The sequence below is a fragment of the Brucella sp. NBRC 12953 genome, from assembly GCF_040369775.1.
GTDB classification, from domain to species: Bacteria; Pseudomonadota; Alphaproteobacteria; order Rhizobiales; family Rhizobiaceae; genus Brucella; species Brucella pseudogrignonensis.
In genome coordinates this window covers 203,365-225,503 of record NZ_BAABSV010000003.1, presented here as the reverse complement: position 1 = coordinate 225,503, position 22,139 = coordinate 203,365, and the positions used below count along the sequence as shown (strand labels likewise).

Below are 22,139 nucleotides of genomic sequence, written 5' to 3'. Positions count from 1 at the left end.
GGGGGGAGATCATGACCGATAAAAAATTGGGTTCATTTGAGGATGAACTGAAAGCTATCCGCAGGCATCTGCATAGCATTCCCGAGCTGGGATTAGAGGAAGTTGAGACTTCCGACTATATTGCATCCCGCTTGCAGGAATGGGGCTATGAACTGAGCCGCGGGCTTGCCAAGACTGGCATTGTTGCCTCTCTGCGCCGGGGCAATTCAAATCGCTCCATCGGTTTCCGCGCTGATTTTGATGCGCTACCAATTCTGGAAGAAACTGGTCTGCCTTATGCAAGCAAGAATGCGGGCAAGATGCATGCCTGTGGCCATGACGGTCATACCGCAATGCTGCTGGGCGCTGCATGGTCGCTTGCAAAGGATGAAGACTTTTCGGGAACTGTTCATTTCATTTTCCAGCCCGCTGAGGAAAATTATGGCGGTGCTCAGATCATGATCGAGGAAGGGCTCTTTGAACGCTTCCCTTGCGATCAGGTGTTTGCGCTCCATAACTGGCCGGGTTTGGAAGCCGGAAAATTTGCGTCCAAGGCAGGCCCGATTGCTGCTTCCATAGATGCACTGACACTGACGGTTAAGGGCAGTGGCGGACATGGTGCAGAGCCTGAAAAGACGATTGATCCAATCGTGGTCGCGTCAAGCATTGTCATGGCCCTGCAGACCATCGTCTCTCGCACAGTCTCGCCACATCAGGCCAGCGTGATTACCGTCGGTGCGTTTAATTCGGGTGCGGTTTGTAATGTCATTCCTGATACGGCCAAGCTTGAAATCTCGATGCGTGCAACCGACCCGGTCATTCGCAAGACATTGCGTGATAAGGTCGAGCAGGTCGCAAAGATGCAAGCAGCGAGCTATGGCGCAGATGTAAGCTTTGACTGGATGACCGGCTATCCGGCAACCATCAACGATGCGGCGGCATTCGAGCAGGCGAAGGCGACAGTGACGCAGCATTATGGCGAAGATGCTTTTGAAGAGCTCGACCGACCATTTATGGGCAGCGAAGACTTTTCCTTCATGCTGGAGAAGTCGGCTGGCGCATATCTCCTGATCGGAAATGGCGACAGCTCCGGGCTACACACGGCGACCTATAATTTCAATGATGAAATATTGGAGCGCGGAGTGTCCTTTTTCCATAATCTGGCTAAGGACAGCCTCAAAGTTTGAGTTATTCGGTGAGAGGCGCGGAGTTTCCCGCGCCTCTTTCATTCGATATTCAATGTGTTCCGACGGCTTTTCCATAAACCCGGATGACATTTCTGACGGCTTCGACCATCAGCGCATGGGACGTTGCTTCCACCTTGCCGGCTGCAACAGCTGGATAAAGCGTACCGAGATACTGGCTGATCAGCGTTTCCGGAATTTTGCGACCTTCAAGACGTTTGAGCAGTGCATTGACGGCTGCTGTGGCTTCCGGATGTGGCCAGTAATAGCGAATGCGGTCGCTATAGGAGAAATGGCGCTGAAGACGTAGCTCTTGCGCATCGCCATGATAATATTTCTCCCAGTTCTTGGGCTCGTTGAGAAGCAGCTTTTCAAGCTTGCCACGAACGGTCTCTTCTTCCGGCAGTTTGTCGAGGAAAGCTGCAATCTGATCAAGGCCGTAGAGCGCTTCACGCAGCGCGAACGTCAGGCCGGGTCCGACTTTCAGAATGGCAAAGCCATCATGAACCAGCGCCGACAGCGCCTCAACCGGCTGATAGTCGGTCGAATGGGCTTCAAAGACGAATTGCGGTGTCTGGTTGAGAACGCCGCTTAAAGCACTCGCTTTGTTGCTATCGTAATAGACAACGTTTTCATTGCCGAATTCCACGCCCGGCTGCACGACAACGCCGATGGCGCGCGCGAATGCATCCTCTAAGCCAAGGGCTGCAAAAGCCTTGCGGTGAATGGCGATGGTTTCAAGGGCTGCATCTGGCTTGGTCAGTTCCAGATCTTCGATTTCTTCCATCGCGCCGCCCGGGATCGGAACTTCCGTGCCGACAATATAGACAGGCAGATCAAAGCCGGATTCAGCGGCTGCTTTTTCCGCAACCTTGGCAAGACGTGCCGCACGTTCAGCGGTCACGACATCAGGCAGTGCAACCGGTTCACCAGCACAGCCCATGGAAGTGTCGAGGTGGATTTTGGTGAAGCCTGCACGCACAAAGCCATCCATCATCACTTCGGACTTGGCCATGGCTTCTTCAGCCGACAAGTGCTTCCACGGATTTGGGCCGAGGTGATCACCGCCCAGAATAAGGCGTTTGGTGTCAAAGCCGAGACGCGCTGCGATGTCTTCGACAAAACGGCGGAAATCAGCCGGTGTCATGCCGGTATAGCCGCCATCCTGATTGACCTGATTGCAGGTGGCTTCGATCAGAACGTCGGTGTTGGTTGCAATGCCTTCAAGAAGAGCTGCTTCGATAACCAGTGGATGTGCCGAGCAGATCGAGGTGATGCCTCCACGCGCACCGCTCGCGTAGCGGGCGGGAAGTTTGCTCAAGGTCTGCGTGCTGCTCATAACGGGACTCCATATATAATGTAAATTTCAGAGAGAAATGCGCTGAAGATTGTTATCCAGAGCAAGAACTTCTGGCAGTGGCGTTCCGGCACCAAGGTTCGGTGAAGCTACGCCCATCACATCGGCAGGCACAACACAGGCCGCGCGAATGGCTTCTTCAAGCGACACGCCGACATGCTGAACGAGATTGGCAAGGCAGCCGACCATATCGATATGGGCGCCCGCTAAGGAACCGGCTGCATTAACGAGTGCGCCATCGCGCACTTCAATGCGTTCGCCATAAAGTTCGAAATGATCCGGGCCGCCAATGGTCGACATAGCGTCTGATACAAGGAACATGCGGTCACGCTTTGGGCGCGCACGCCATGCGACGCCGACCATTTCCCATGTCACATGATGTCCATCAACAATGATGCCGACGAAAGCATCGCTGCCAATTGCAGTGCCGACCACGCCCGGCTCACGCGATGTCATTGGCGGCATGGCGTTGTAAAGATGGGTGAAGCAGCTGATGCCAGCTTCAAGCCCGGCGCGCGCCTGTTCCGTTGTGCCGTTGGTGTGACCGGCGGAAACCACGACACCCATATCAGCGATCTCGCGGATCGTGTCGCCCGGCACCACTTCCGGCGCCAGCGTCAGCATGACAGGCACATCCGCCTTGCGCAGAATTTTCAGCGCTTCAAGTGTGGATGCATCCATCGGGCGGATGAATTCAACGCGATGCGTGCCCTTGCGGGCAGGATTGAGATGCGGGCCTTCAATGTGCAGGCCGAAGAAGCCATCCATGCCCTTGCATTCAACGGCTGCATGGGCTGCCTGAATGATGCGCTCCGGCTCGCAGGTAATGAGCGTTGGCAGAACCCAAGCAGTGCCGAGTTTGCGCAGTGTTGAGATGATGTGCGCGATGCCCTTTGCACTGGTGTCCGAGTTCAGCATGACGCCGCCCGCACCATTGACCTGCAGGTCGATGCAGGCTGGCATCAGCACATGCGGCGTGAAGTCCGGCGTTTCATCCGACTTGCGCGGGCGAAGACGGCTGATACCATGCTGGCCGATCTCGGCCACCAGACCAGTCTGAAGTCGCCCATTCAGAAAGACATAATCGGGGGCGACAAGACGGGTCATTGGCTTTCTCCAGAATGATTAAGTGCATAGAGCGCAACGCCGCGAGCACCTGAACTATCACCGAAACGTGCAGTTCTGATGGCGGGTATGCGTGTGGGTCCAAGCTTACGCTTTTCAAATGCCTTTGAGACGCGTTCGGCAACACCGTCCATATTGGAAAGACCGCCGCCAAGAACGAAACAATCCGGATCGATGACGAGCTGCATGGTCAGAAGCGATTCCGCCATCAGATCAGCCCAGTCATCGAGCACCTTTTCTGCGCTCGCATCGCCATTGGACGCGCGCAATGTCAATTCCTGATTGGAGATGATCTCATCGAGCTTGATCTTGGAAATATCTGCAAGGCCCGTGCCTGAAACATAGCGTTCCATGCAACCCGTCTTGCCGCAGCCGCAAGGAATCAATGGCAGGTTCTGCTCGCTCAGAACGCGCGCAGGCATACCCGTGTGACCGATTTCCAGTGCAAGACCATTATAGCGCGGCGGAATCTCGCCATTGATGACCACACCAGCGCCCATGCCGGTGCCGACAATCAGGCCAATCATCGCTTCGCTGCCTTCGGCTGCACCGCCATGCGCTTCCGAATAGGCGAAAGCCATACAGTCGTTCATCAGCGGAAAGCTGCGCCCGAAACGTTTAATCAGTGCTGTACCCACATCGCGACCGGTGATCGGAATATTGGATGCAAAGCCGTGGCCGGTGGCTGGATCTATCCAGCCCGGCAGGCTGATGCCGACGGGCAGATTTGGATTGCCCGCCGTCTCGGTCAGCCATTCAATCTGCGCCGAAAGCCCATCGATAAAGGCCTCAAAGTCGCTGACAGGCGTTGGAATACGCCGTGTCAGAACCGTTTCCATATTTGCGTCGAACAGGCGGCCCTCAATTTTGGTGCCGCCCAGATCAATGGCGCCGCAGATCATGCTGACCTCGTGTTTCATGCTGCAAAGGGGTAAATCTTAACCCCGGAAACAACGCGTGTCAGGTTGCCCTGATCAATAAATGGATTGTCGATGTTGAGATCGAGTTCTGCCGACCAGCGGGCAGACCAGATTTGCGCCAGGAGCACGTAAAGTACGGCATCCCAGCGGCTGTCGCCGGTAAGATCAAGCGTAAGATCACAGCCTTCGCCACCAACGGTCGTAACAGTCGCTGTCGGGAACTGCTGAGCAATTTCAACTGCGATGTCGCGATCATAACGCGCGGTATGCTGATCCGGGTGAATGAAGACCACAACGCGGGTGTTGCCGACAACCGAAGCTTTTGGACCATGACGGAAGCCGAGCGTGCTGTCCCAGTTTGTCATGACCTGACCTGCGGTCAGCTCCAGAACCTTGAGTGCGCTTTCGCGGGAAACGCCGGTCAGTGCGCCGGAGCCCAGGAAAATTGCGCGGTCTGGATGCGGCGCAGGCGTTGCGTCGAGCTGTGCAAGTGCCTTAGTACCGGCAGCCGAGAGCTTGTTAAGCTTGTCGGCGACATTAGCTGTGCCATCAATGCAGGCGAGTGCCGACAAAAGCATTGTCGTGTAGCTCGACGTCATTGCAAAAGCCTGATCGTGCGTTGCTGCTGGCAGAACGATCACGCGCTGTTCGCCCGGGCCTTTCGCTGCGCGAACGGCCAGTGCGCTTTCGCCATTGCAGGTGATGTTGAGGCGGTGAGCCTTCGGGAAATGCTCGTCCAGCAGGTCGAGCGTTGCGATGGTTTCCGAGCTGTTGCCGCTGCGGCCAAACTGCACGACGAGCAGTTCGCCATCATCAGACAGCGTTTCGGACGGATTGGAAACAATGTCGGTGGTTGGAATGGCGTTAAGCGAAATCGCGCCAGCCTTGACCGATGCAAGAGCCTGACCGATGAAAGCCGAGGTGCCTGCGCCGCTGAAAACGATACGCTTGATACCCTTGGCGGCGATCCATTCACGGATTTCAGCCGACTGGGTGGCAAGAGGTGCTGCCCAAGCCTGCCAGATGCCCGGCTGTGCATGAATTTCCTGCCAGGTGTGGCTCGTTTCCAGTTTAGTCATTAACGCCGTCCTCTTGAGTACTGATGACACGTACACCGCGTTCGCGGATGCGGTTGGCTATTTCGTGATTGGGTTCAAGATCGGTTATGATCGCCGTAATCCGATCCATTGCGCAGATACGATGCAGCCGTGGTTTGCTGAATTTGGTCTTGTCGGCCAGAACGATGACACGGCCAGAAGCCTCGATCATCGCGCGGTTTTCATGGGCCTCGTCTTCCAGAAAAGTGCTGACGCCCGTTTCTGGCTCAATGCTGTCTGCACCCATGACAAAGGTGTCGAAGCGCATTTCCGAAAGAGCCGTATCGACCAGTCGTCCGGAGACCGACATGGTTTCGCGGCGGATGCTGCCGCCGGTCAGCATCACCTGATGCTGCTTGTGGCGAAGCACGGTCTGCGCAACGTCGAGACTGCGGGTCATGACGATAAGGGGTGCAAGATCGCCCAGATGCGCTGCCAGTCTTTCGGTGCTGGAGCCGTTATCGAACAGCACCGCGGTATCGCCTTCAAGGAGACTGACTGCCTTGCGTCCGATTGCATCCTTGGCGTCGAAATTGACGGCGCGACGATCAACCGGATTGGCTTCCACGCCAGCGGGCACCAGGCCAGGGCGCTGGGCAAGCGACAAAGCGAGATCGATGCGGAAATCGGCAAGGCCCGCATAACCAAAGCGCTGGCAGAAGCGGATGAGAGTTGGTTCTGAAGTACCAAGCTGGTTGCACAATTCGCGTGCAGTTGAGCGAATGAAGCCTACCGGATCGTTTTCGATCAACAGGCATATGCCACGCAGCTTCGGAGTAAGCTCCGGCACTGCTGCTTGCACAGTCTGATAGAGGTCTTCTGTCGGTTGCAACTCCGGCCCTTTCCTTGTGTTGTAATTTTCTATTGAAAAGAAAATTTTACTTCAACACAAATTTCTAATGTCAGTTGTTTATTTTAACACAAATTTTGTTTTGCTCCGTTTGCATGTCCGCCATTCCTGAGCACGGATGGCTGCTTAATCAGGAAGGCGGCTGCCTGCCATCGGCAATTGCCTTGAGGGCTGCGCGCAGTTCGGCAACTTTGGCTGCCGTGGTTCTTGTTGCACCCGGCACGGCGAAGCCGAAATTTTGCAAAATCTCATCCGCATCGATTGCCGCACTGCAGGATGCATGAATTTCAGTGAGATCAGGCAATGCCGCAGCGATCGCGGCGAGTGTTCCCATATTCACGCCCGAACCCGGCATGATGGTGATTTTGTTTTTGGCAGCACTCTGCATTTCCGCAAGGCGGTCGAGGCCGGATACGGCTTTCAAGGCGCCGCCTGAACTCAAAATCCGGTTGATGCCAAGCTCGATAGCTATTCGCACGGCTTCTGCCGCGTCAGGGGTAAGATCGATTGAGCGATGCAGTGCGATCTCAAGACCATCGGCTGCATTGACCAGTCGCTGCAATGCAGGTCTATCAAGCCTGCCGTCGGGCAGATTGGCGCCAATCACAACGCCCGCGAGGCCGAGAGCTCGTGTTGCTGCAATTTCGGCTTCCATGATCTGCAGTTCATCTTCGGTCCAGACGAAGCTGCCAGCGCGGGGCCGGATCATCACCACGATCGGAATTGGCGCTTTGGCTGAAAGCTGCATGAGACCGATGGAAGGCGTCAGCCCGCCGATTGCGAGTGCTGCGCAAAGCTCAATCCGATCTGCACCGCCTTTGATCGCGGCGTCCAGTCCTTCAGCATCATCGACGCAGACTTCCAGTAATATCCGGCTCAAAGCAATCCCCTCAGTTTTTCTTGTATTCTACCTTTGCCAGTATCGCCACACCGGCCAATCCTGCGATAGCCCCCATGATGGTGACAGTTCCGTAGCCAGCAAAGCTTGTTCCAATCGCAAAAAGCGCTGTGCCGATGCCACCGCCGACAAACATGTTGATTGCGATCAGGGAAGCCGACAGGCCGGGCCGATCGTGAATGATGCCAAGCAGATAGCTTATTGGCTGGCTCACGATTGCAGCAGCGCCGATCCCCCCAATCGCTGATGCGGCGTAAATCTCCCATCGTGTGGTGAGGAATGCAAGCCAGACAAGATAGATTGCGTAAAGCAATGATGCGACGAAGAAGATGCTGATCTGGCTTTTGCGACGGCCAATGCGCGCCCAGATCAGCATGAGGATTGCTTCAAGCCCTGCCACGAAGCCCATGACCATGCCGACATCCTCTACCGATCCACCACCGCGTCCGGTAATGATCAGCGGAAGTGCAATGGCATTCACATGCAAAACCGATGTTATGAGCGCGGTTCCGATCAACCGGATGAAAACGCCGGGTGAAATCAGGCGCTGAAGATCGGCAAGGCTTGATGGGTTTGTGCTTTGCGCGTTTGTGTCCGGCTTATGATCATGGGGCATCAGCGTCATGATCGACAGAAAGCAACCGAGCGAAAGCAGTGTTGCAAAGGAATAGGCGGTCAGAGGCGAGCCGGTTCCGGCCAGCACGGCACCGACAAGGCCGGGAACGAGAATCCACGCGATTGAAATCGCCATCCGAACAATTGTGATCGAATCGCTGAGTTCAATCGGTGTCATTCCAGCCGAGTGATTGCGGATATTGGCAAAAAGCAGTGTGCTGATGACATTGAAAAGTGCAATCGGGCCAATGGTTGCCAGTGCAAAGACCCACGGCGACGGAAACAGCCAGATCAGGCCGAAACCTGCAATGCCAAGGGCTGTAACGATAACCATCGGCGCGCGATAACGCCCGATGCGGTCAGAAACCAGTCCGATGGCAATGCTTGCCGCGAGATTGGCGACGACGGCACAGAAGGCCACGACAGAATAGGTGAAGTCGCTTAAGCCGATGACGCGGATGCCGACAATCGGCTGATATGGCGTTGTGGCCGCCCCCGCGAAACCAAAAAACAGGATCGCGATCGTGCTGGCACGCACGATCGGATATTGCCGGACAAGATCGAGGCTCGAGGTCGACATTCAGTGCGCCACTATTTTCACAATAGGCTTTGTCCTGCACGGCTGAAACCGCACAGGACATGAGGATCAGAATAGCGGATGACGGCGTGCCTGCACAGCAAAGCGCAGCCAATCCTTTTCCGATGCTGGTGTCCATGCCGCTTCCGCCACCGCCAGCAGGCGCGGGAAGGTGAGGTCGTTGAAATAGGCGTGCGTGGTGAAATGTTCACACCAGATACATGCCTGAACACCCTTGAGATGCTGCGCCAGTTCTGGCGGGAAATCGCCAGCAGCTTCGTAAGAATAGCTTTCTTCCGGCGTGGAAGCGCCCGCCCAGCCAGCGCCTGGCTCCCACCAGTTATGCGACTGTGCCATATCAAGATAATAGGCCTGACCCGGCGTCATGACGACGTCATAACCCTGCTTTGCAAGCTCAATGCCAATTTCGGGTGCCTGCCATGCCATCAGCAAAGTGCCTTCCGGCTGCACGCCGCCACCATGCGCGACTTCGTTCCAGCCAGCGAGAACACGGCCGCGCTGTTCCAGCATGATCTTGAGCTTGCGCATGAACCATGATTGCAGTTCAAATGTGCCTTCAAGCCCTTCGCGTTCCATCAATTCGCGTGCAATCGGCGAGCCGATCCATGAATTATCGGCCACCTCGTCGCCGCCGATATGGATATAGCGACCCGGGAAGAGAGCGACGATACTGTCAAGGATTGTCTTCACAAACTCCCATGTCGCTGGCATGGCAGGGTTGAGCGCATTGTTCGTGAAGCCCTGAACAGTCTTGTAGGACTCATTGGCTTCATTGCGATCTTGGAGATACGGTAGAGCGGTCAGTACCGCCTTGCAATGGCCGGGCATGTCGACTTCCGGCACCACTTCAATGCCGAGTGATTGCGCGTGTTCGACAACCGAGCGAATTTGTGCCTGCGTATAGAAACCGTGCGACGGTTCAGTCGTATCGCCAAGCTGCGGCAGCATTTCACTGTTCGGAGCGCGGGTTGCGCCAATCCCTGTCAGTTCCGGCAGTTCCGGAATTTCAATGCGCCATGCTTCATCATCGGTCAGATGCCAATGGAAGGTGTTGAGGCGATACCAGGCCATGATGTCGAGGAAGCGCGTGACTTCATCATGCGTCCAGAAATGACGCGAAACATCCAGAAGGCAGCCGCGCCAATCATGGCGTGGAGCATCTTCAATTCGACCCGAAGCCGGGAATTTGAAGCGTTCTGCATCCTGCTTTGCGCCATCAAGAATGTGTGCGAGAGCGACAAGACCATGGCGCGTGCCGTCGGCATCGGCGCTCGTAACTGTGATCAGATCAGCGGCGAAATCGATGGTGAAGCCGCTCTTTTTGATGCCCGTATCGGTTTTGATAGAAACGGCGCGGCCGCCTTCGACGGGCTTGAGCGAAAAGACCTGACGCGCTTGCGGGAACAACCGCGCATGGAGTGATTCCACCAGCGAAAGCGCACGCAGACCTGCAAGATCGGTGCCCTCTGCGGGATGCAGAGCAATTGGTGTGCTGCCTGCTTCAGCCTCGAACTTCACGGGCCATGGCAGCAGGGCAAACGGAAGCGTAAGACGGCCTTCCGGCAGACGCGGGCCGGGCAGAGGGAGGTTCTGTCCCGAAAGTGCGAGTTCGCCGGTCTCAATGTGGATCAAACGGCCATCGGCACATTTGAGATAAGCCGTCTTCGCTCCGTCGTTAACATGGAACGGTGAGCGATTAAGTGGTGCGACGCTCACCGTCCATGTTCCACCCGGCTTCAATGTGAAGCCTTTGGGCGCAGCTATTTCGTTGAAGCTGCCATCATGCAGGACAAAGTGTCCATTCGTGATCTGCGGCTCTCCAACAATGCGGGTGATGCTGGTGTAGCAAAGCGAGAAATCGGTCAGGGTTTCATCCGACAGGTTAAACACTTCGATTGTCATAGTTCCGGCTGGTGCGGGATTTGCGATCCACGAATTTTCAAGTCGGAATAGGCTAGGCATGCAATTCTCCACCAGCAAATTTAAACGCATTGCGAAGGGCTCAAGCTGCTTTCGACAAATGCGCGTTCCAGATATGTGCAATCCCGCTGAGTCTCGGTCGCGTAGGCTTCAAATCATGCGGTATTGAGGGTTTGGTTTTGTTAGTAACTATATCAGCGCCTTCAATGAATTTTGTCCATCCTAAAATTCACGCGTTTATGATTTAATGGTTATTAAATTCTTTTGTTGCGGATCTAGCATGACTTCATGCGCCTCATGCAGTGAGAATTTATGGCATAAACATAGTGGTTCAGCGCGTTCTGACAGGCGAACAACGAGGAATGATCTTATTTAATCAGTTGTTTTAATTAATGAAAATTACAATTTATGCGCTCGATGATTGCAGTTTGAACATATTGATCCGATTTCGAGCAATATGATTTCTTTTAAGGCAGATGTGCAGGAATGCTGTTTCTGAACCGCTTCAAGTCTGTGTGAAAAGTTTTTGTTTTGCTAAATTCGGTGTGTTTTTTCTTGACATTTTGTGGTGTAGATTTTCATCTTACTAAAAACCGCATGGGAGTTTATCGTGAAAGTCGGCATTGTAGGACTAGGCTATCGTCTGGGTTATTTGGGTTTTGTCTTCAATGCGCTCGATCCCGATTTTCAGATTGTCGGCTATGTCGATCCTGCCCCTGCGGGCATGGCAGAACTGGATGAGCATGGCATTTCGGCTGGCAAGCAATATGCAACGCCGGAAGAGTTGATCGCCAATGAGACGTTCGATCTTCTCATGATCGGCTCGCCAAACCACATGCATCTCGATCATATTCGTGTGGGTCTTGAAGCGGGTCTTACCGTTTTCACCGAAAAGCCGATAGTATCGTCCATTGAGCAAACCTATGCGCTGGCTGAACTCCTTGCCAAGCACGGTCAGGAGCGTTTGCTGGTTGGTCTCGTGTTGCGCTACGCGCCGATGTATCGCGATCTGATGCAGGCCAAGAATGACGGTCTGCTCGGCAATATCGTTTCGGTTGAAGCCGCAGAGCACATCTATCCATATCACGGCGCATTCTTCATGCGCGACTGGCGCCGCTATTCGAAGTGGTCGGGCAGCTTCCTTCTCGAAAAATGCTGTCACGATCTTGATCTCTACAACAGCGTGATCGGTTCGCGCCCTGAGCGGGTTGCAAGCTTTGGTGGCCGCAAGACCTTCATTCCGGAAAATGATCCGCGTCGTGAAGGCATCAACGACATGTCGCTGTTCCATCGCAAGCCGACGGGCTGGGAAGGTTCGGACAAGGTTTTCGATTCCGATGGCGACATCATCGATTATCAGGTTGCGATCATTGAATATGCCAACGGCGTCGGCATGAACTTCCACACCAATCTGAATGCGCCGGACCAGTTCCGCCGCTTTGCAATTTTCGGAACCCGTGGTCAGGCTGAGGGCGACTTCATTCGCGGCTATTTCGATGTTCATGAGGTGCTGAACGAAAAGCGCACCATTCACAAGGAATATGCAACACGCACCGAGCTTTCGCAGCATTACGGCGCTGACGAAAAGATGGCGGAAGAAGTGATCGCGCATGTCATGAATGCCGGACCGCTTCCTGTTTCGCCGCTTGATGCGATGGAAGCAGGCATTCTTGCCATGGCAATGGATGAAGCGCGCGAAAAGCGCACGGTCATCGATCTGCGTCCCGTCTGGGACCGCTTTGACGCAGCTCTTCAGAAAGTTTGATCTGATAAATGGGAATGCAACGCTCCAAAGTCATCTTTGCGTGGGTCATGCTTGCGCCGGCACTCATCTATGTGCTGGCCATTGTGGCCTATCCGCTGATCGACACCTTCATCTTGTCCTTCACCGATGCATCGCTGCGTCGCACAACCAATTGGGTTGGCTGGGCCAATTATGAAAAGATCGCCAATGCGCAGTTTCTGGCCGTCATTGGTCGGACATTCATCTGGACGTTCTTTTCGGTGATGATGAAGATCACGATCGGCATGTTTGGAGCGGTGCTTCTCAACATGGCTTTGCCGGGACGTGCATTGTTCCGCCTGATGATTATGCCGCCGTGGATCGTGCCGATGGCGATTGGCATTTTCATGTGGAGCTGGATGTATAACGGACAGTTCGGCATGATTTCCGGTATGCTCCAGCGCGCGGGATTTGTCGATGGACCGGTTGCGTTCCTCGCTTATGGCAGCACGGCTTTCTGGGCAACGATTGTCACTGACGTCTGGATCGGCGTGCCAATGGTGACGCTCTATTTCCTTGCGGCCCTTCAGGCGATCCCGAAGGATCTCTTTGAAGCTGCCTGGACTGATGGCGCAGGCCGCATGTACCGTTTCCGCAGGGTGACGTTGCCACTGATGCTGCCTGCCATCATCACCATGTCGATGCTCTCGACCATTGCGACATTCAATTCGTTCGACATCATCTGGATTCTGACGCAGGGCGGCCCGAACGGCTCGACCACCACGATGATTATCGATACCTATCAGACGGCTATTGGCTCGAAGCGTTATGGCGAAGGTGCGGCGCGTGCCGTCACCATCTGCATATTCCTCTCGCTGTTCTGCCTGGCCTATTTCCGTGTCACGCGGCGCATCAGCCCCGAAAAACTTACGTAAGGGGAAACATAATGAGCCAACCGCAAAATACGCCGCTTATCGACCGCTATACATGGTATGAAAAGATCGCTGCCTATGTGGGAATTGCAGTCTTCCTGTTTTTCCTGCTGGCGCCGTTCATCGAGGGCTTTCTGGTTTCGCTGAAGCCGCTCAATCAGTTGTTCTCGTCGCCCTATACCTTTTGGCCCGAGAATGGCAGTTTCAATGCCTATTTCTCGATGTGGAAGAGCGTGCCCGAGTTCGGACGCTATATCTTCAACTCTTTCTTTATTTCGTCGGTGGTCACGATCATCGTGCTTATTCTGGTGGTTCCTGCCGCTTACGCTTTCTCGCGTTTCGAGTTTCGCGGCGCAGGGCTGATCCTTGGTGGCTTTCTGGCGATCAACATGTTTTCTGGCGCGGTCCTGCTGATCCCGCTGTTCCGCCTGATGCGCAGTTTCCAGCTGCTCAACACCTATGCGGCGATGATCGTGCCGGGTGTGGCATTCCTCATTCCGGCGGCGATCTGGCTGCTTCGCACTTACATGATGCGTATTCCGCGTGAGCTGAATGAAGCTGCCTATATGGATGGCGCGAGCCAGTTCTATACGCTGCGCCGTGTCATTCTGCCGATCGCCATGCCGGGTATCATCGTTGTGGCGATCACCACCTTCATCGGTGCCTATGCGCAGCAGTTCATCTTCGCGCTGACGTTCAATTCCAAGGCGGAATACATGCCGCTGCCGGTTGGCCTCTTTGCCTTCTTCGGCAAGCAGGAAGTCGTGTGGAATGAGCTGATGGCGGCGTCCTTTGTGGGTATCGCACCGGCGATGATCATTATCTTCGTTTTACAGCGTTACCTGGTCGGGGGTCTGACTGCGGGTGCTGTGAAGCAATAGCAATCCGTCTACACAATCTACCAACATAAGGGAGTTTCCAGAGGTGACGACGATATTCAAAATGGGGGCTGCGGCGCTTGTTCTCGCAGGCAGCACGATGCTGGGCACGCTTGGTGCATCAGCAGCAGCGCAGGAGATCTCTTGGATCTATTGCGGCGACAAGCTCGACAAGACACATGACAAATATATCAAGGCCTGGGAAGAAAAGAACCCGGATTGGAAGATCGCTGTTGAAGTGGTCGGCTGGGCACAGTGCCAGGACAAGGCAACCACACTTGCTGCTGCAGGCACGCCGCCAGCAATCGCCTATGTCGGTTCGCGCACGCTCAAGGAATTTGCTGACAACGACATGATCGTGTCTGTTCCGATGACGGATGAGGAAAAGGCAACCTATTTCCCACACGTTGTTGAAACTGTCACCTATGACGGCACCCAGTGGGGCGTTCCGATCGCGCTTTCGACCAAGGTTCTTTACTGGAACAAGGACCTGTTCAAGCAGGCTGGTCTCGATCCTGAAAAGCCACCACGGACCTGGGCTGAAGAAATCGAATTCGCCAAGATCATCAAGGAAAAGACCGGCATTCCAGGCTATGGCCTGTCTGCCAAGACCTTCGACAACACCGTTCACCAGTTCCTGCATTGGGTTTACACCAATGACGGCAAGATCGTGAACGACAAGGGTGAAGTCGTCATCAACAACCCGCAGGTTCTTGCTGCACTCAATGCCTATAACGACATCAAGGCATATGCGCAGGAAGGCCCGACGGCTTACGAACAGAACGAAGTTCGTGCGATCTTCCTCGACGGCAAGGTTGGCATGATCCAGGGCGGATCGGGTGCTGCTGTTCGCCTTCAGGACGTGAAGTTCAACTGGGGTATCGCAACGCTTCCGCTTGGCCCAGATGCCAAGGGTCCGGGTACGCTGGTCGTGACCGACTCTCTCGCAATCTTCAAGGATTCGGGCGTTGAAGAAAAGGCAGCCGAGTTCGCCAAGTACATCACTTCGCCTGCCGTTCAGGAAGAATATGAACTGGCAACCGACGAAGGCCTGACGCCAATGCGTCCGTCGCCTGCAGTTGATAAAGTGATGGTGGACATTCCTTACTGGCGCCCTCTGATCGAAGGCATTCAGTACGGTGGTGCAGAGCCACTCTTCACCGACTGGCGCGGTTTCCAGAACGTCATGATTGCCATGGTTCAGTCAGTCATTACAGGCGATGCAAAGCCTGAAGATGCACTGAAGAAGGCAGATGAAGAGCTGAAGAAGCTGAACTAAATCGATAAATGATCCGCCCTGCCGCGATTAACGGCAGGGCGGTGTATCGGACACGAATTTGCGGCCGCAGGAGAGCAGCGTGGGAAAATTATCCCTCAAGAATATTGTCAAGAGCTTCGGCCAGTTTGACGTCGTCAAGAACGTATCCCTTGAAGTGAACGAAGGCGAGTTCATGGTCTTTGTCGGACCATCGGGCTGCGGCAAGTCCACACTTCTGCGCATGATCGCAGGCCTTGAGGATACGACATCGGGCGATATCGTCATCGATGAAAAGCGCGTCAACGACCTGCCTCCGGTCAAGCGCGGCATCGCGATGGTGTTCCAGAGCTATGCGCTCTATCCGCATATGAGCGTTTACGAAAATATCGCATTCCCACTGCGTGTCGAAGGTGCCGACAACGCCACCATCAAGCGCAAGGTGGAACATGCGGCCTCGATCCTGCATCTGGATCAGCGTCTTGAACAGAAGCCTGGCATGTTGTCCGGCGGTCAGCGCCAGCGCGTGGCCATCGGCCGTGCGATTGTGCGTGAACCGAAGATTTTCCTGTTCGATGAGCCGCTCTCAAACCTTGATGCAGCGCTTCGCGCCGATATGCGTATCGAATTGACAAAGCTGCACAAGCAGCTTGGTGCAACCATGATCTATGTGACGCATGATCAGGTTGAAGCCATGACCATGGCCGATCGTATCGTTGTGCTTGAAGGTGGCAACATCTCGCAGGTTGGTACGCCGCTTGAACTGTATCATCGCCCACGCAACAGCTTCGTTGCCGGCTTCATCGGCAACCCGCGCATGAATATGCTGCCGGTGACGTTTGCTGGTTTTGAGAGCAATGGTTATGCCCGTGTGAAGCTCGCAGACAATGAACTGGTTCTGCCGGTTCTTTGTGAAGAAGCGGCTCGTCCGGAAGTTGGCCAGACGCTCACACTGGGCATTCGTCCCGAGCATGTGACGATTGGCGAAGGCTCGACCACGATCACCGTGCGCTCTTCCGTGGTTGAGCGCCTTGGACAGCAGACTATTGTTTACAGCGTGCCGGAAGGCATGAGCGAAACCTTCTGTATCATCACGCCCGGCACGGCACCAATCAGCGGTGATGCCACAATCAGGATTGGTATTGATCCGCAGTCCTGCCATTTGTTCGACAGCAAGGGCATTGCGTTTACGCGCCAGGGTGATTTTTCAGATCTGGCTGCGGCCTGAAAATAAGCGTCCGGTCAAATGTCAACATTTGGCCGGATCGGCTTTCAACCCAGATTACGGCGGTCTGATGGATAGCTATAATGAAGTGGGAAAATCAATCCGTAAGGAATGATGGATACTTCAACCGCGGGCTCGTGCTCTGCGGCTCTGTTCGCTCTGGATAGGCTTTGCTGTTTAGTTTCGCCTTTTTTGGACAGGGCGATGATGATTGATCCCCAGGCAACGAAGGGCAGCAAGGCTATCGCGATATAGACATAGCTTGTGTAATCCATTCGACCATGATGACTTGGCTTATATAGCTGAACAAGAAATCCCCTTCTCAAAGGCGGATCGTTTTTAGCTTTCTTTTCTCTATTCCGCTGCCACCATGGCTACACCCGTATCGATTGTGTAGTGGGTTGGGCGCAGCGAGACATATCCGTTGCGAATTTCAAGAACATGCGAATAGATGCTTTCACCGTTTTCCAGCGTTGGAAGTTTTTCTTCATGCATGATGCTGATGACAATAGCGTCAGGGCAGCGCGTCTTGAGTGCTGTGTGGAACCGAAGTTTCGATGCAGGATCAAGTGCGCCTGTAGCTTCATCAAGGAAGATGACAGCAGGCTTGTGCAGCAGAATGCGTGCCAGCACCAGCTTCTGCTTTTGTCCACCGGAAAGCACCATATCCCATGGCGAGCCGTCGGCATCCGCGTCGTTCATACGTTCGATAAATTCGCCAAGACCAGCTTCATGCAGCACAACAGCAATAGATAGATCGTTGAATTCTGCTTCATCATCAGGAAGGCAGACGAGTTGCTTCAGTGAGACCGAAGGAAATTTTGCTTCCTGTGTTGCATAAATTGACTTCGCATTTTGCGGATAGATGATGTCGCCGGTGCCATAGGGCCAAAGGCCGTTCAGTGCCTTGATGAACGAGGTTTTCCCTGAGCCGGACTCTCCACGCATGTAAACCCAGTCTCCACTGCGGATGTTTATCACGCCGGAACGTAGGAAAGGTGCTTCGCTGTCTGGTCCCTGCATAAGCGTGAGATCACGGACGGAAAGACCAAAGCGTGCATGCTGGGTGGAGAATTTGAAGCGGTTGACGCCCGACGTTGCATAGAATGCAGCTGGCTCCTGAACACTATCGATTGCCTGAGCAAGACCCGTCACACGAGCGGCATTCGCCCGAAGATTGGCAATGGCTGGCATGACCTGAATAAACCACGAGCAATCATTGATCATGGCTGCAACAAGTTCCGCGCCAGTCACATAATTACGGAAGCTGACAGCGCCACTCATATAGGGAACAAGGCCCGGAATATAAGCAATGATGCGGTTCGACATGAACCCATAGGCTTGCGAGAAGGCGAGATAGGCAGCATCGAAGCGATTGAGCTTGTTCCAGGTGCCATCAACGTCTTTGTAAAGACGCTTGTTCACGGACCGCTGGACGGATTCGCCTTCAGAGGCTGATATCTGGAAACTGCGGCGCAGAAGCGTGGTCCACTCTCCACGATAGGAACCTTCAGCTTTCTGCATACCGAGATTAAGACGCTCCAACTGGCGACCAATCTTGATTGCAATCAGTGTGCCGATTGGCACATAGATAATGATCGCTGTGAAAGCCAGAATTGCACCACCGTAAGAGCCGAGGAACTCAAGACCGGTTACTTCGGTCGAAATCTCCAATAGCTTCTGGCCAACGAAGAAGGCCGAAAGCACGACGCCAACAACACCCATCACAAGACCGATTGCGCCGCCCGTCATACCCTTGATGGATTCCTGCAGGCGCTGGTCAACGTTGTCGGGAAGGTTTGAGCCCTTGCCCTGCTGCAGATGGAAATGGGTGTGATTACGATCCAGCATCGCATCAGAGAAGCTGTCGTTCAGCCATTTGCGCCATTTGCGGTGCAACGTCGTAGACAAAAGATGCCGGAAGCCGACCAGAAGCACGTCCTTGGCCAACATCAACAGGATCAGCATGCCAGCATTCATGGCAATTGCCATAAGCGGGTTCTGAACTGGGGCGCTTTTGACATTGACGATAGAGTTCATCAGAAGCCCCGAAGCCTCGGCGACCCAGACAGTGGTTTTGCTGATGAAGGCGGTGAAAATGAAGATCGCGATTGTAAGGGCCCAGGCTTCTTTCCAGCGGTCGGATACCCAATAGGCGCGCATAAGGCCCCAGAACGATGTCATCTGGGACACGGCAGAGCTACTCCTTACCTGAAAGGACTGCTGTTCTATCTGCCGTATTTTTTCCAATATGCACCTCGTATCGATATGGCCTGCCAATGCGATTGTAACGCTATGTAACAGATTGCAACAAACTGTGGTTAACGAAGTGTTAATAGTCAACACAAACAGCGATCACATTTGCGGGTGCTTTTTGAAACACATTGCAAGGAGCTGAAATCATTGTGTTAATGACAACTTTCAATTTACGTGAAATCTGTGTTTAGCAAGGAGTGTGGCGTGCAGGTCACGCTCGCTTTGGCGCGCAATCTCGATTGTTTGCCGAAGCAGTGCTTCGAGAATTGCTGCAAATCACCTTTGTTTCGTGATCGATCTAGGGTCGCCGCGTCAGACCATTCGGGATATTTGACTGTCATAATCAACAATATTGAATGTGTTTGATCCCAATCAAAGAGATTGAAACGGAGTCAGTCTAAATCTCCAACAGCGCGGTTCTTCGGGCACCATCGTGATGCTGCAGAGGCCGGCCCATGGAGATGAAATTAGATGCGTAAGTTTGCAATCCCATTCGCAGCATTCGGACTTTGCTTTGCGATGGCTGCTCCCGCTTTGGCCGAAAATATTGAGGTTCACATGCTCAATAAGGGTGCTGAAGGTGCAATGGTTTTCGAGCCTTCCTACATCAAGGCAAATCCCGGCGACACGATTACATTTATTCCGGTCGACAAGGGACACAATGTCGAGTCGATCAAGGATATGATCCCGGCGGCTGCGGAAAAATTCAAAAGCAAGATTAACGAGAATTACGTTCTGTCCGTCTCCGAACCCGGCGCATATTTTGTCAAGTGCACGCCGCACTATGCGATGGGCATGGTTGCTCTGATCGTTGTCGGTGACAATCCAGCCAATCTTGACGAAATCGTTGCTGCCAAGAAGCCCAAACCCGTTCAAGCGCGTCTCGAAAAGGCAATTGCCAGTGCGAAATAATGGGTTTCAAATATGCAGCCGTGCTGCATAACTCTATAATGCTAGAGCGCAGGTAAATTCGAGATAGATACGATGCGCTCTGGCTGCGGTTCCATGATGAGGACGTCATGACAATAAAGGAAGGCCTGCTGGCCACCCCCGCAGCCTCAACTGCCCAAACAGCCCCCATAGGAATGCCCTCCGAACGTCGTGGTGCGATTGCGCGCGGCTATAAAAAGACTGGCCCCGCGATCTTCAGCTATGGGTTTCGCCCGTTTTTTCTGGGTGGTGCAATTTGGGCCGTTCTGGCCATGCTGCTCTGGATACTCTCCCTCACATTCGGTCTGACGGTTGGCGGCGCCTATGGCGCGCTCAACTGGCACGCCCATGAGATGGTGTTCGGCTTTTCGTCTGCCATTCTTGCTGGATTTCTTTTGACGGCTGTTCCGAACTGGACAGGCCGCTTGCCCGTTTCGGGAACATCGCTTGCCCTGCTGTTCAGTGTCTGGCTCCTAGGGCGATTGGTTTTTTTGGTTCCCGATCTTGTTAATCTCTATATCGCAATCGGCATTGAAAGCCTCTTTCTGCCGTTGCTTCTATTTATCGCGTCGCGCGAAATCATTGCCGGCCATCAGTGGAAAAACCTCAAGGTTCTGATCGGCGTGGCAATCGTTATGCTTGCCAATTTCTGCTTCCATTATCTGGCGATAACGAATGGCGACATAGCCACTGCCAATCGTGCCGGAATTAGTGCTTATGTGCTTCTGGTTATGTTAATCGGTGGACGGATCATCCCAAGCTTCACGCGCAATTGGCTTAATCGTATGGGGGCCAAGCGCTTTCCGGTGCCGTTTAATCGCTATGATGGTCTTGCTATTCTTGTCGGTGCCATCGCCTGCGTGAGCTGGATTGTAGTTCCAGAGCATTCGTTGACAGCTGTCATCGCAATCATCGCCGCTGGTCTGCATCTTGTACGGCTTTATCGCTGGCGCGGATGGAGCGTGGCAAAAGACAAGCTCGTTCTTGTCCTGCACGTTGCCTATTTCTTTGTGCCTGCCGGTTTCGTTGCGATAGCGCTGGCAGCACTCGAACAGCTTAATCCGTTTTCGGCTCTTCACGTTATGACCGTGGGTGTCATTGGCTGTATGATGTTGGCAGTGATGACCCGTGCCACCCGGGGGCATACGGGACGTGAACTTGTCGCTTCGCCCACAACACAAATTGCCTATCTGTGCCTGATATTGTCAGCGCTGATCCGCCCAATCGCGGAAATGATGCCAAATTTCTTTCATACTTTCCTTGCGGCATCGGCGCTTCTCTGGATGCTGGCCTTTGGGCTGTACGTTCTCGAATATGCACCCATGCTGATGACGAAACGGCGACAGCGTACTGAATAATGGCTGGTGATAATGGGCCGTTATACGGCCCATTCAACATCCGTGGTGAAGGCAATGGTCAACCAGCGATCTGGGCCTTCACCGCCAAGCGCATCGCCGACTTCATCGCGCAATGCATCCCACTCTTCGAGCTTTCGCGCGGGCTGATCGGGTGGTACGATGAAGTAGAGTTCGATCTGCTTGCCGCGCCCAACCTTGGCGACATAGGCGCGATAAGACTTGAAGCCATTGCGCTCAACGACCTCTTTTGCAACCTGATCCACATGCTGTTTGAGATCGAGAGGGGTCACAAGCAGCATGTCTGCAAGCGCCTGTTTGATGGTTCCAATCGGCATAGGAATGATGGCGATACAGACAAGGGCCAGAACAGCGGGATCGATATAAGGCGTCACCCAGTCGAGCCGGGTTCCCTGAATGAAATAACCGACCAGAAAGGCGATCAGGAGTGCAGCGGTAATGCCGCCCGACATGATCCACGCCTTGGCATCAAGCGCAATGAAGTCGGATTTCAATTTGCGGTTGGCACGGGTTTCGAGCCATGCCATGCCGAGGCAGGCAATCAGAGCAACAACTGCGTAGAAGATCGCGTAACTGAATTCGAGATCGCGGCCACCATGCATCAGACTGCCGATGGCATTGATGAGTGCGTAGATGGCAACGCCGGTCAGCATGATGCCATTGAGGCCCAGAACCATCGGCTCAAGATGCCAGAAACCCATGGTGAAGCGATCACGCAATTTCCCGCTTGGAGGCTCTGGTAGCGCAGACAATGCAATTAGCCGGGCAACAACAAGTGCAAGCCCGCTCATTGCAGCGTCGGCAAACATGTAGACCCCGTCAAAGACAATAGAAAATGAGCCAGACAAAAGGCCGAAAACGACACCAAAGCCTGCAACAAAAATAGTAACTGCTATGGATATTTGAAGAATAGATTGTTCACTACGCAATTTTTACTCCGAATTGACACGCAGTGCGCAGCAATAGACGTTGGGAGGAGAAATGCGATTGCCGGACTGCGGCTGAAATCTATAGGAATCTT

General features: G+C 53.9%; 18 protein-coding genes. 8 read left to right on the top strand and 10 right to left on the bottom strand.

From position 1 onward, the window contains the following. Window positions 1-11: 11 nt before the first annotated feature. On the top strand, window positions 12-1,166 hold the full coding sequence (locus ABWV94_RS08545; RefSeq protein ID WP_112812683.1) for a M20 aminoacylase family protein: 1,155 nt from the start codon (window positions 12-14) through the stop codon (window positions 1,164-1,166). Window positions 1,167-1,215: 49 nt separating this feature from the next. Here the strand turns inward: ABWV94_RS08545 and ABWV94_RS08540 are convergent, their stop codons facing one another. The 8 genes from ABWV94_RS08540 to ABWV94_RS08505 form a co-directional block, all read right to left on the bottom strand. Next, complete coding sequence (locus ABWV94_RS08540) at window positions 1,216-2,502, bottom strand: D-tagatose-bisphosphate aldolase, class II, non-catalytic subunit (protein WP_353413169.1); 1,287 nt, start codon at window positions 2,500-2,502, stop codon at window positions 1,216-1,218. A 27-nt stretch (window positions 2,503-2,529) separates the two neighbouring features. Continuing rightward, window positions 2,530-3,627, bottom strand: coding sequence for an N-acetylglucosamine-6-phosphate deacetylase (gene nagA, locus ABWV94_RS08535; RefSeq protein ID WP_353413167.1), 1,098 nt, complete (start codon window positions 3,625-3,627; stop codon window positions 2,530-2,532). Then, window positions 3,624-4,547 carry an ROK family protein gene (locus ABWV94_RS08530; protein WP_353413165.1) on the bottom strand — a complete coding sequence of 308 codons (924 nt, stop codon included), beginning with the start codon at window positions 4,545-4,547 and terminating at the stop codon, window positions 3,624-3,626. Before ABWV94_RS08530 ends, nagA begins: the two co-directional genes overlap by 4 nt. 14 nt (window positions 4,548-4,561) lie before the next feature. Beyond that, the gene (locus ABWV94_RS08525; protein ID WP_112814322.1) at window positions 4,562-5,644 is read right to left on the bottom strand and encodes an SIS domain-containing protein; all 1,083 of its coding nucleotides are present in this window, start codon (window positions 5,642-5,644) and stop codon (window positions 4,562-4,564) included. After that, complete coding sequence (locus tag ABWV94_RS08520) at window positions 5,637-6,494, bottom strand: DeoR/GlpR family DNA-binding transcription regulator (protein WP_007877652.1); 858 nt, start codon at window positions 6,492-6,494, stop codon at window positions 5,637-5,639. Before ABWV94_RS08520 ends, ABWV94_RS08525 begins: the two co-directional genes overlap by 8 nt. Window positions 6,495-6,642: 148 nt before the next feature. Then, on the bottom strand, window positions 6,643-7,392 hold the full coding sequence (locus ABWV94_RS08515; RefSeq protein ID WP_353413162.1) for a copper homeostasis protein CutC: 750 nt from the start codon (window positions 7,390-7,392) through the stop codon (window positions 6,643-6,645). A gap of 10 nt (window positions 7,393-7,402) precedes the next feature. Continuing rightward, complete coding sequence (locus ABWV94_RS08510) at window positions 7,403-8,605, bottom strand: MFS transporter (protein WP_353413160.1); 1,203 nt, start codon at window positions 8,603-8,605, stop codon at window positions 7,403-7,405. A 66-nt stretch (window positions 8,606-8,671) separates the two neighbouring features. After that, window positions 8,672-10,585 carry a family 20 glycosylhydrolase gene (locus ABWV94_RS08505; protein WP_353413158.1) on the bottom strand — a complete coding sequence of 638 codons (1,914 nt, stop codon included), beginning with the start codon at window positions 10,583-10,585 and terminating at the stop codon, window positions 8,672-8,674. Window positions 10,586-11,153: 568 nt separating this feature from the next. On the opposite strand from ABWV94_RS08505, the gene ABWV94_RS08500 reads away from it, so the two are divergent. The 5 genes from ABWV94_RS08500 to ABWV94_RS08480 all read left to right on the top strand — a co-directional run bounded on the left by ABWV94_RS08500 (window position 11,154) and on the right by ABWV94_RS08480 (window position 16,559). Next, window positions 11,154-12,308 carry a Gfo/Idh/MocA family protein gene (locus tag ABWV94_RS08500; protein WP_105520042.1) on the top strand — a complete coding sequence of 385 codons (1,155 nt, stop codon included), beginning with the start codon at window positions 11,154-11,156 and terminating at the stop codon, window positions 12,306-12,308. 8 nt (window positions 12,309-12,316) lie between these two features. After that, window positions 12,317-13,201 (top strand): carbohydrate ABC transporter permease, encoded by an 885-nt coding sequence (locus ABWV94_RS08495; RefSeq protein ID WP_353413155.1) that lies wholly within the window; start codon window positions 12,317-12,319, stop codon window positions 13,199-13,201. An 11-nt stretch (window positions 13,202-13,212) separates the two neighbouring features. Continuing rightward, window positions 13,213-14,079: a carbohydrate ABC transporter permease gene (locus ABWV94_RS08490; protein WP_007877662.1), complete on the top strand. Its 867-nt coding sequence runs from the start codon at window positions 13,213-13,215 to the stop codon at window positions 14,077-14,079. A 61-nt stretch (window positions 14,080-14,140) separates the two neighbouring features. Continuing rightward, window positions 14,141-15,355, top strand: coding sequence for an ABC transporter substrate-binding protein (locus tag ABWV94_RS08485; protein ID WP_039860362.1), 1,215 nt, complete (start codon window positions 14,141-14,143; stop codon window positions 15,353-15,355). Between the two features lie 79 nt (window positions 15,356-15,434). Then, a complete protein-coding gene (locus tag ABWV94_RS08480; protein WP_353413153.1) occupies window positions 15,435-16,559 on the top strand; it encodes an ABC transporter ATP-binding protein in 1,125 nt (374 codons plus the stop codon). Window positions 16,560-16,910: 351 nt separating this feature from the next. On the opposite strand, the gene ABWV94_RS08475 is transcribed toward ABWV94_RS08480, so the two are convergent. Further along, window positions 16,911-18,749, bottom strand: coding sequence for an ABC transporter ATP-binding protein/permease (locus ABWV94_RS08475; RefSeq protein ID WP_353413151.1), 1,839 nt, complete (start codon window positions 18,747-18,749; stop codon window positions 16,911-16,913). A gap of 534 nt (window positions 18,750-19,283) precedes the next feature. Here ABWV94_RS08475 and ABWV94_RS08470 point away from each other — a divergent pair. Together ABWV94_RS08470 and ABWV94_RS08465 are read left to right on the top strand one after the other, a co-directional pair. After that, entirely contained in the window at window positions 19,284-19,724 is a 441-nt protein-coding gene (locus ABWV94_RS08470; RefSeq protein WP_007877676.1) for a pseudoazurin, read from the top strand. Between the two features lie 107 nt (window positions 19,725-19,831). Continuing rightward, entirely contained in the window at window positions 19,832-21,100 is a 1,269-nt protein-coding gene (locus ABWV94_RS08465; RefSeq protein ID WP_353413149.1) for an NnrS family protein, read from the top strand. A 20-nt stretch (window positions 21,101-21,120) separates the two neighbouring features. On the opposite strand, the gene ABWV94_RS08460 is transcribed toward ABWV94_RS08465, so the two are convergent. After that, on the bottom strand, window positions 21,121-22,047 hold the full coding sequence (locus ABWV94_RS08460) for a cation diffusion facilitator family transporter (RefSeq protein ID WP_105520036.1): 927 nt from the start codon (window positions 22,045-22,047) through the stop codon (window positions 21,121-21,123). Window positions 22,048-22,139 lie beyond the last annotated feature (92 nt).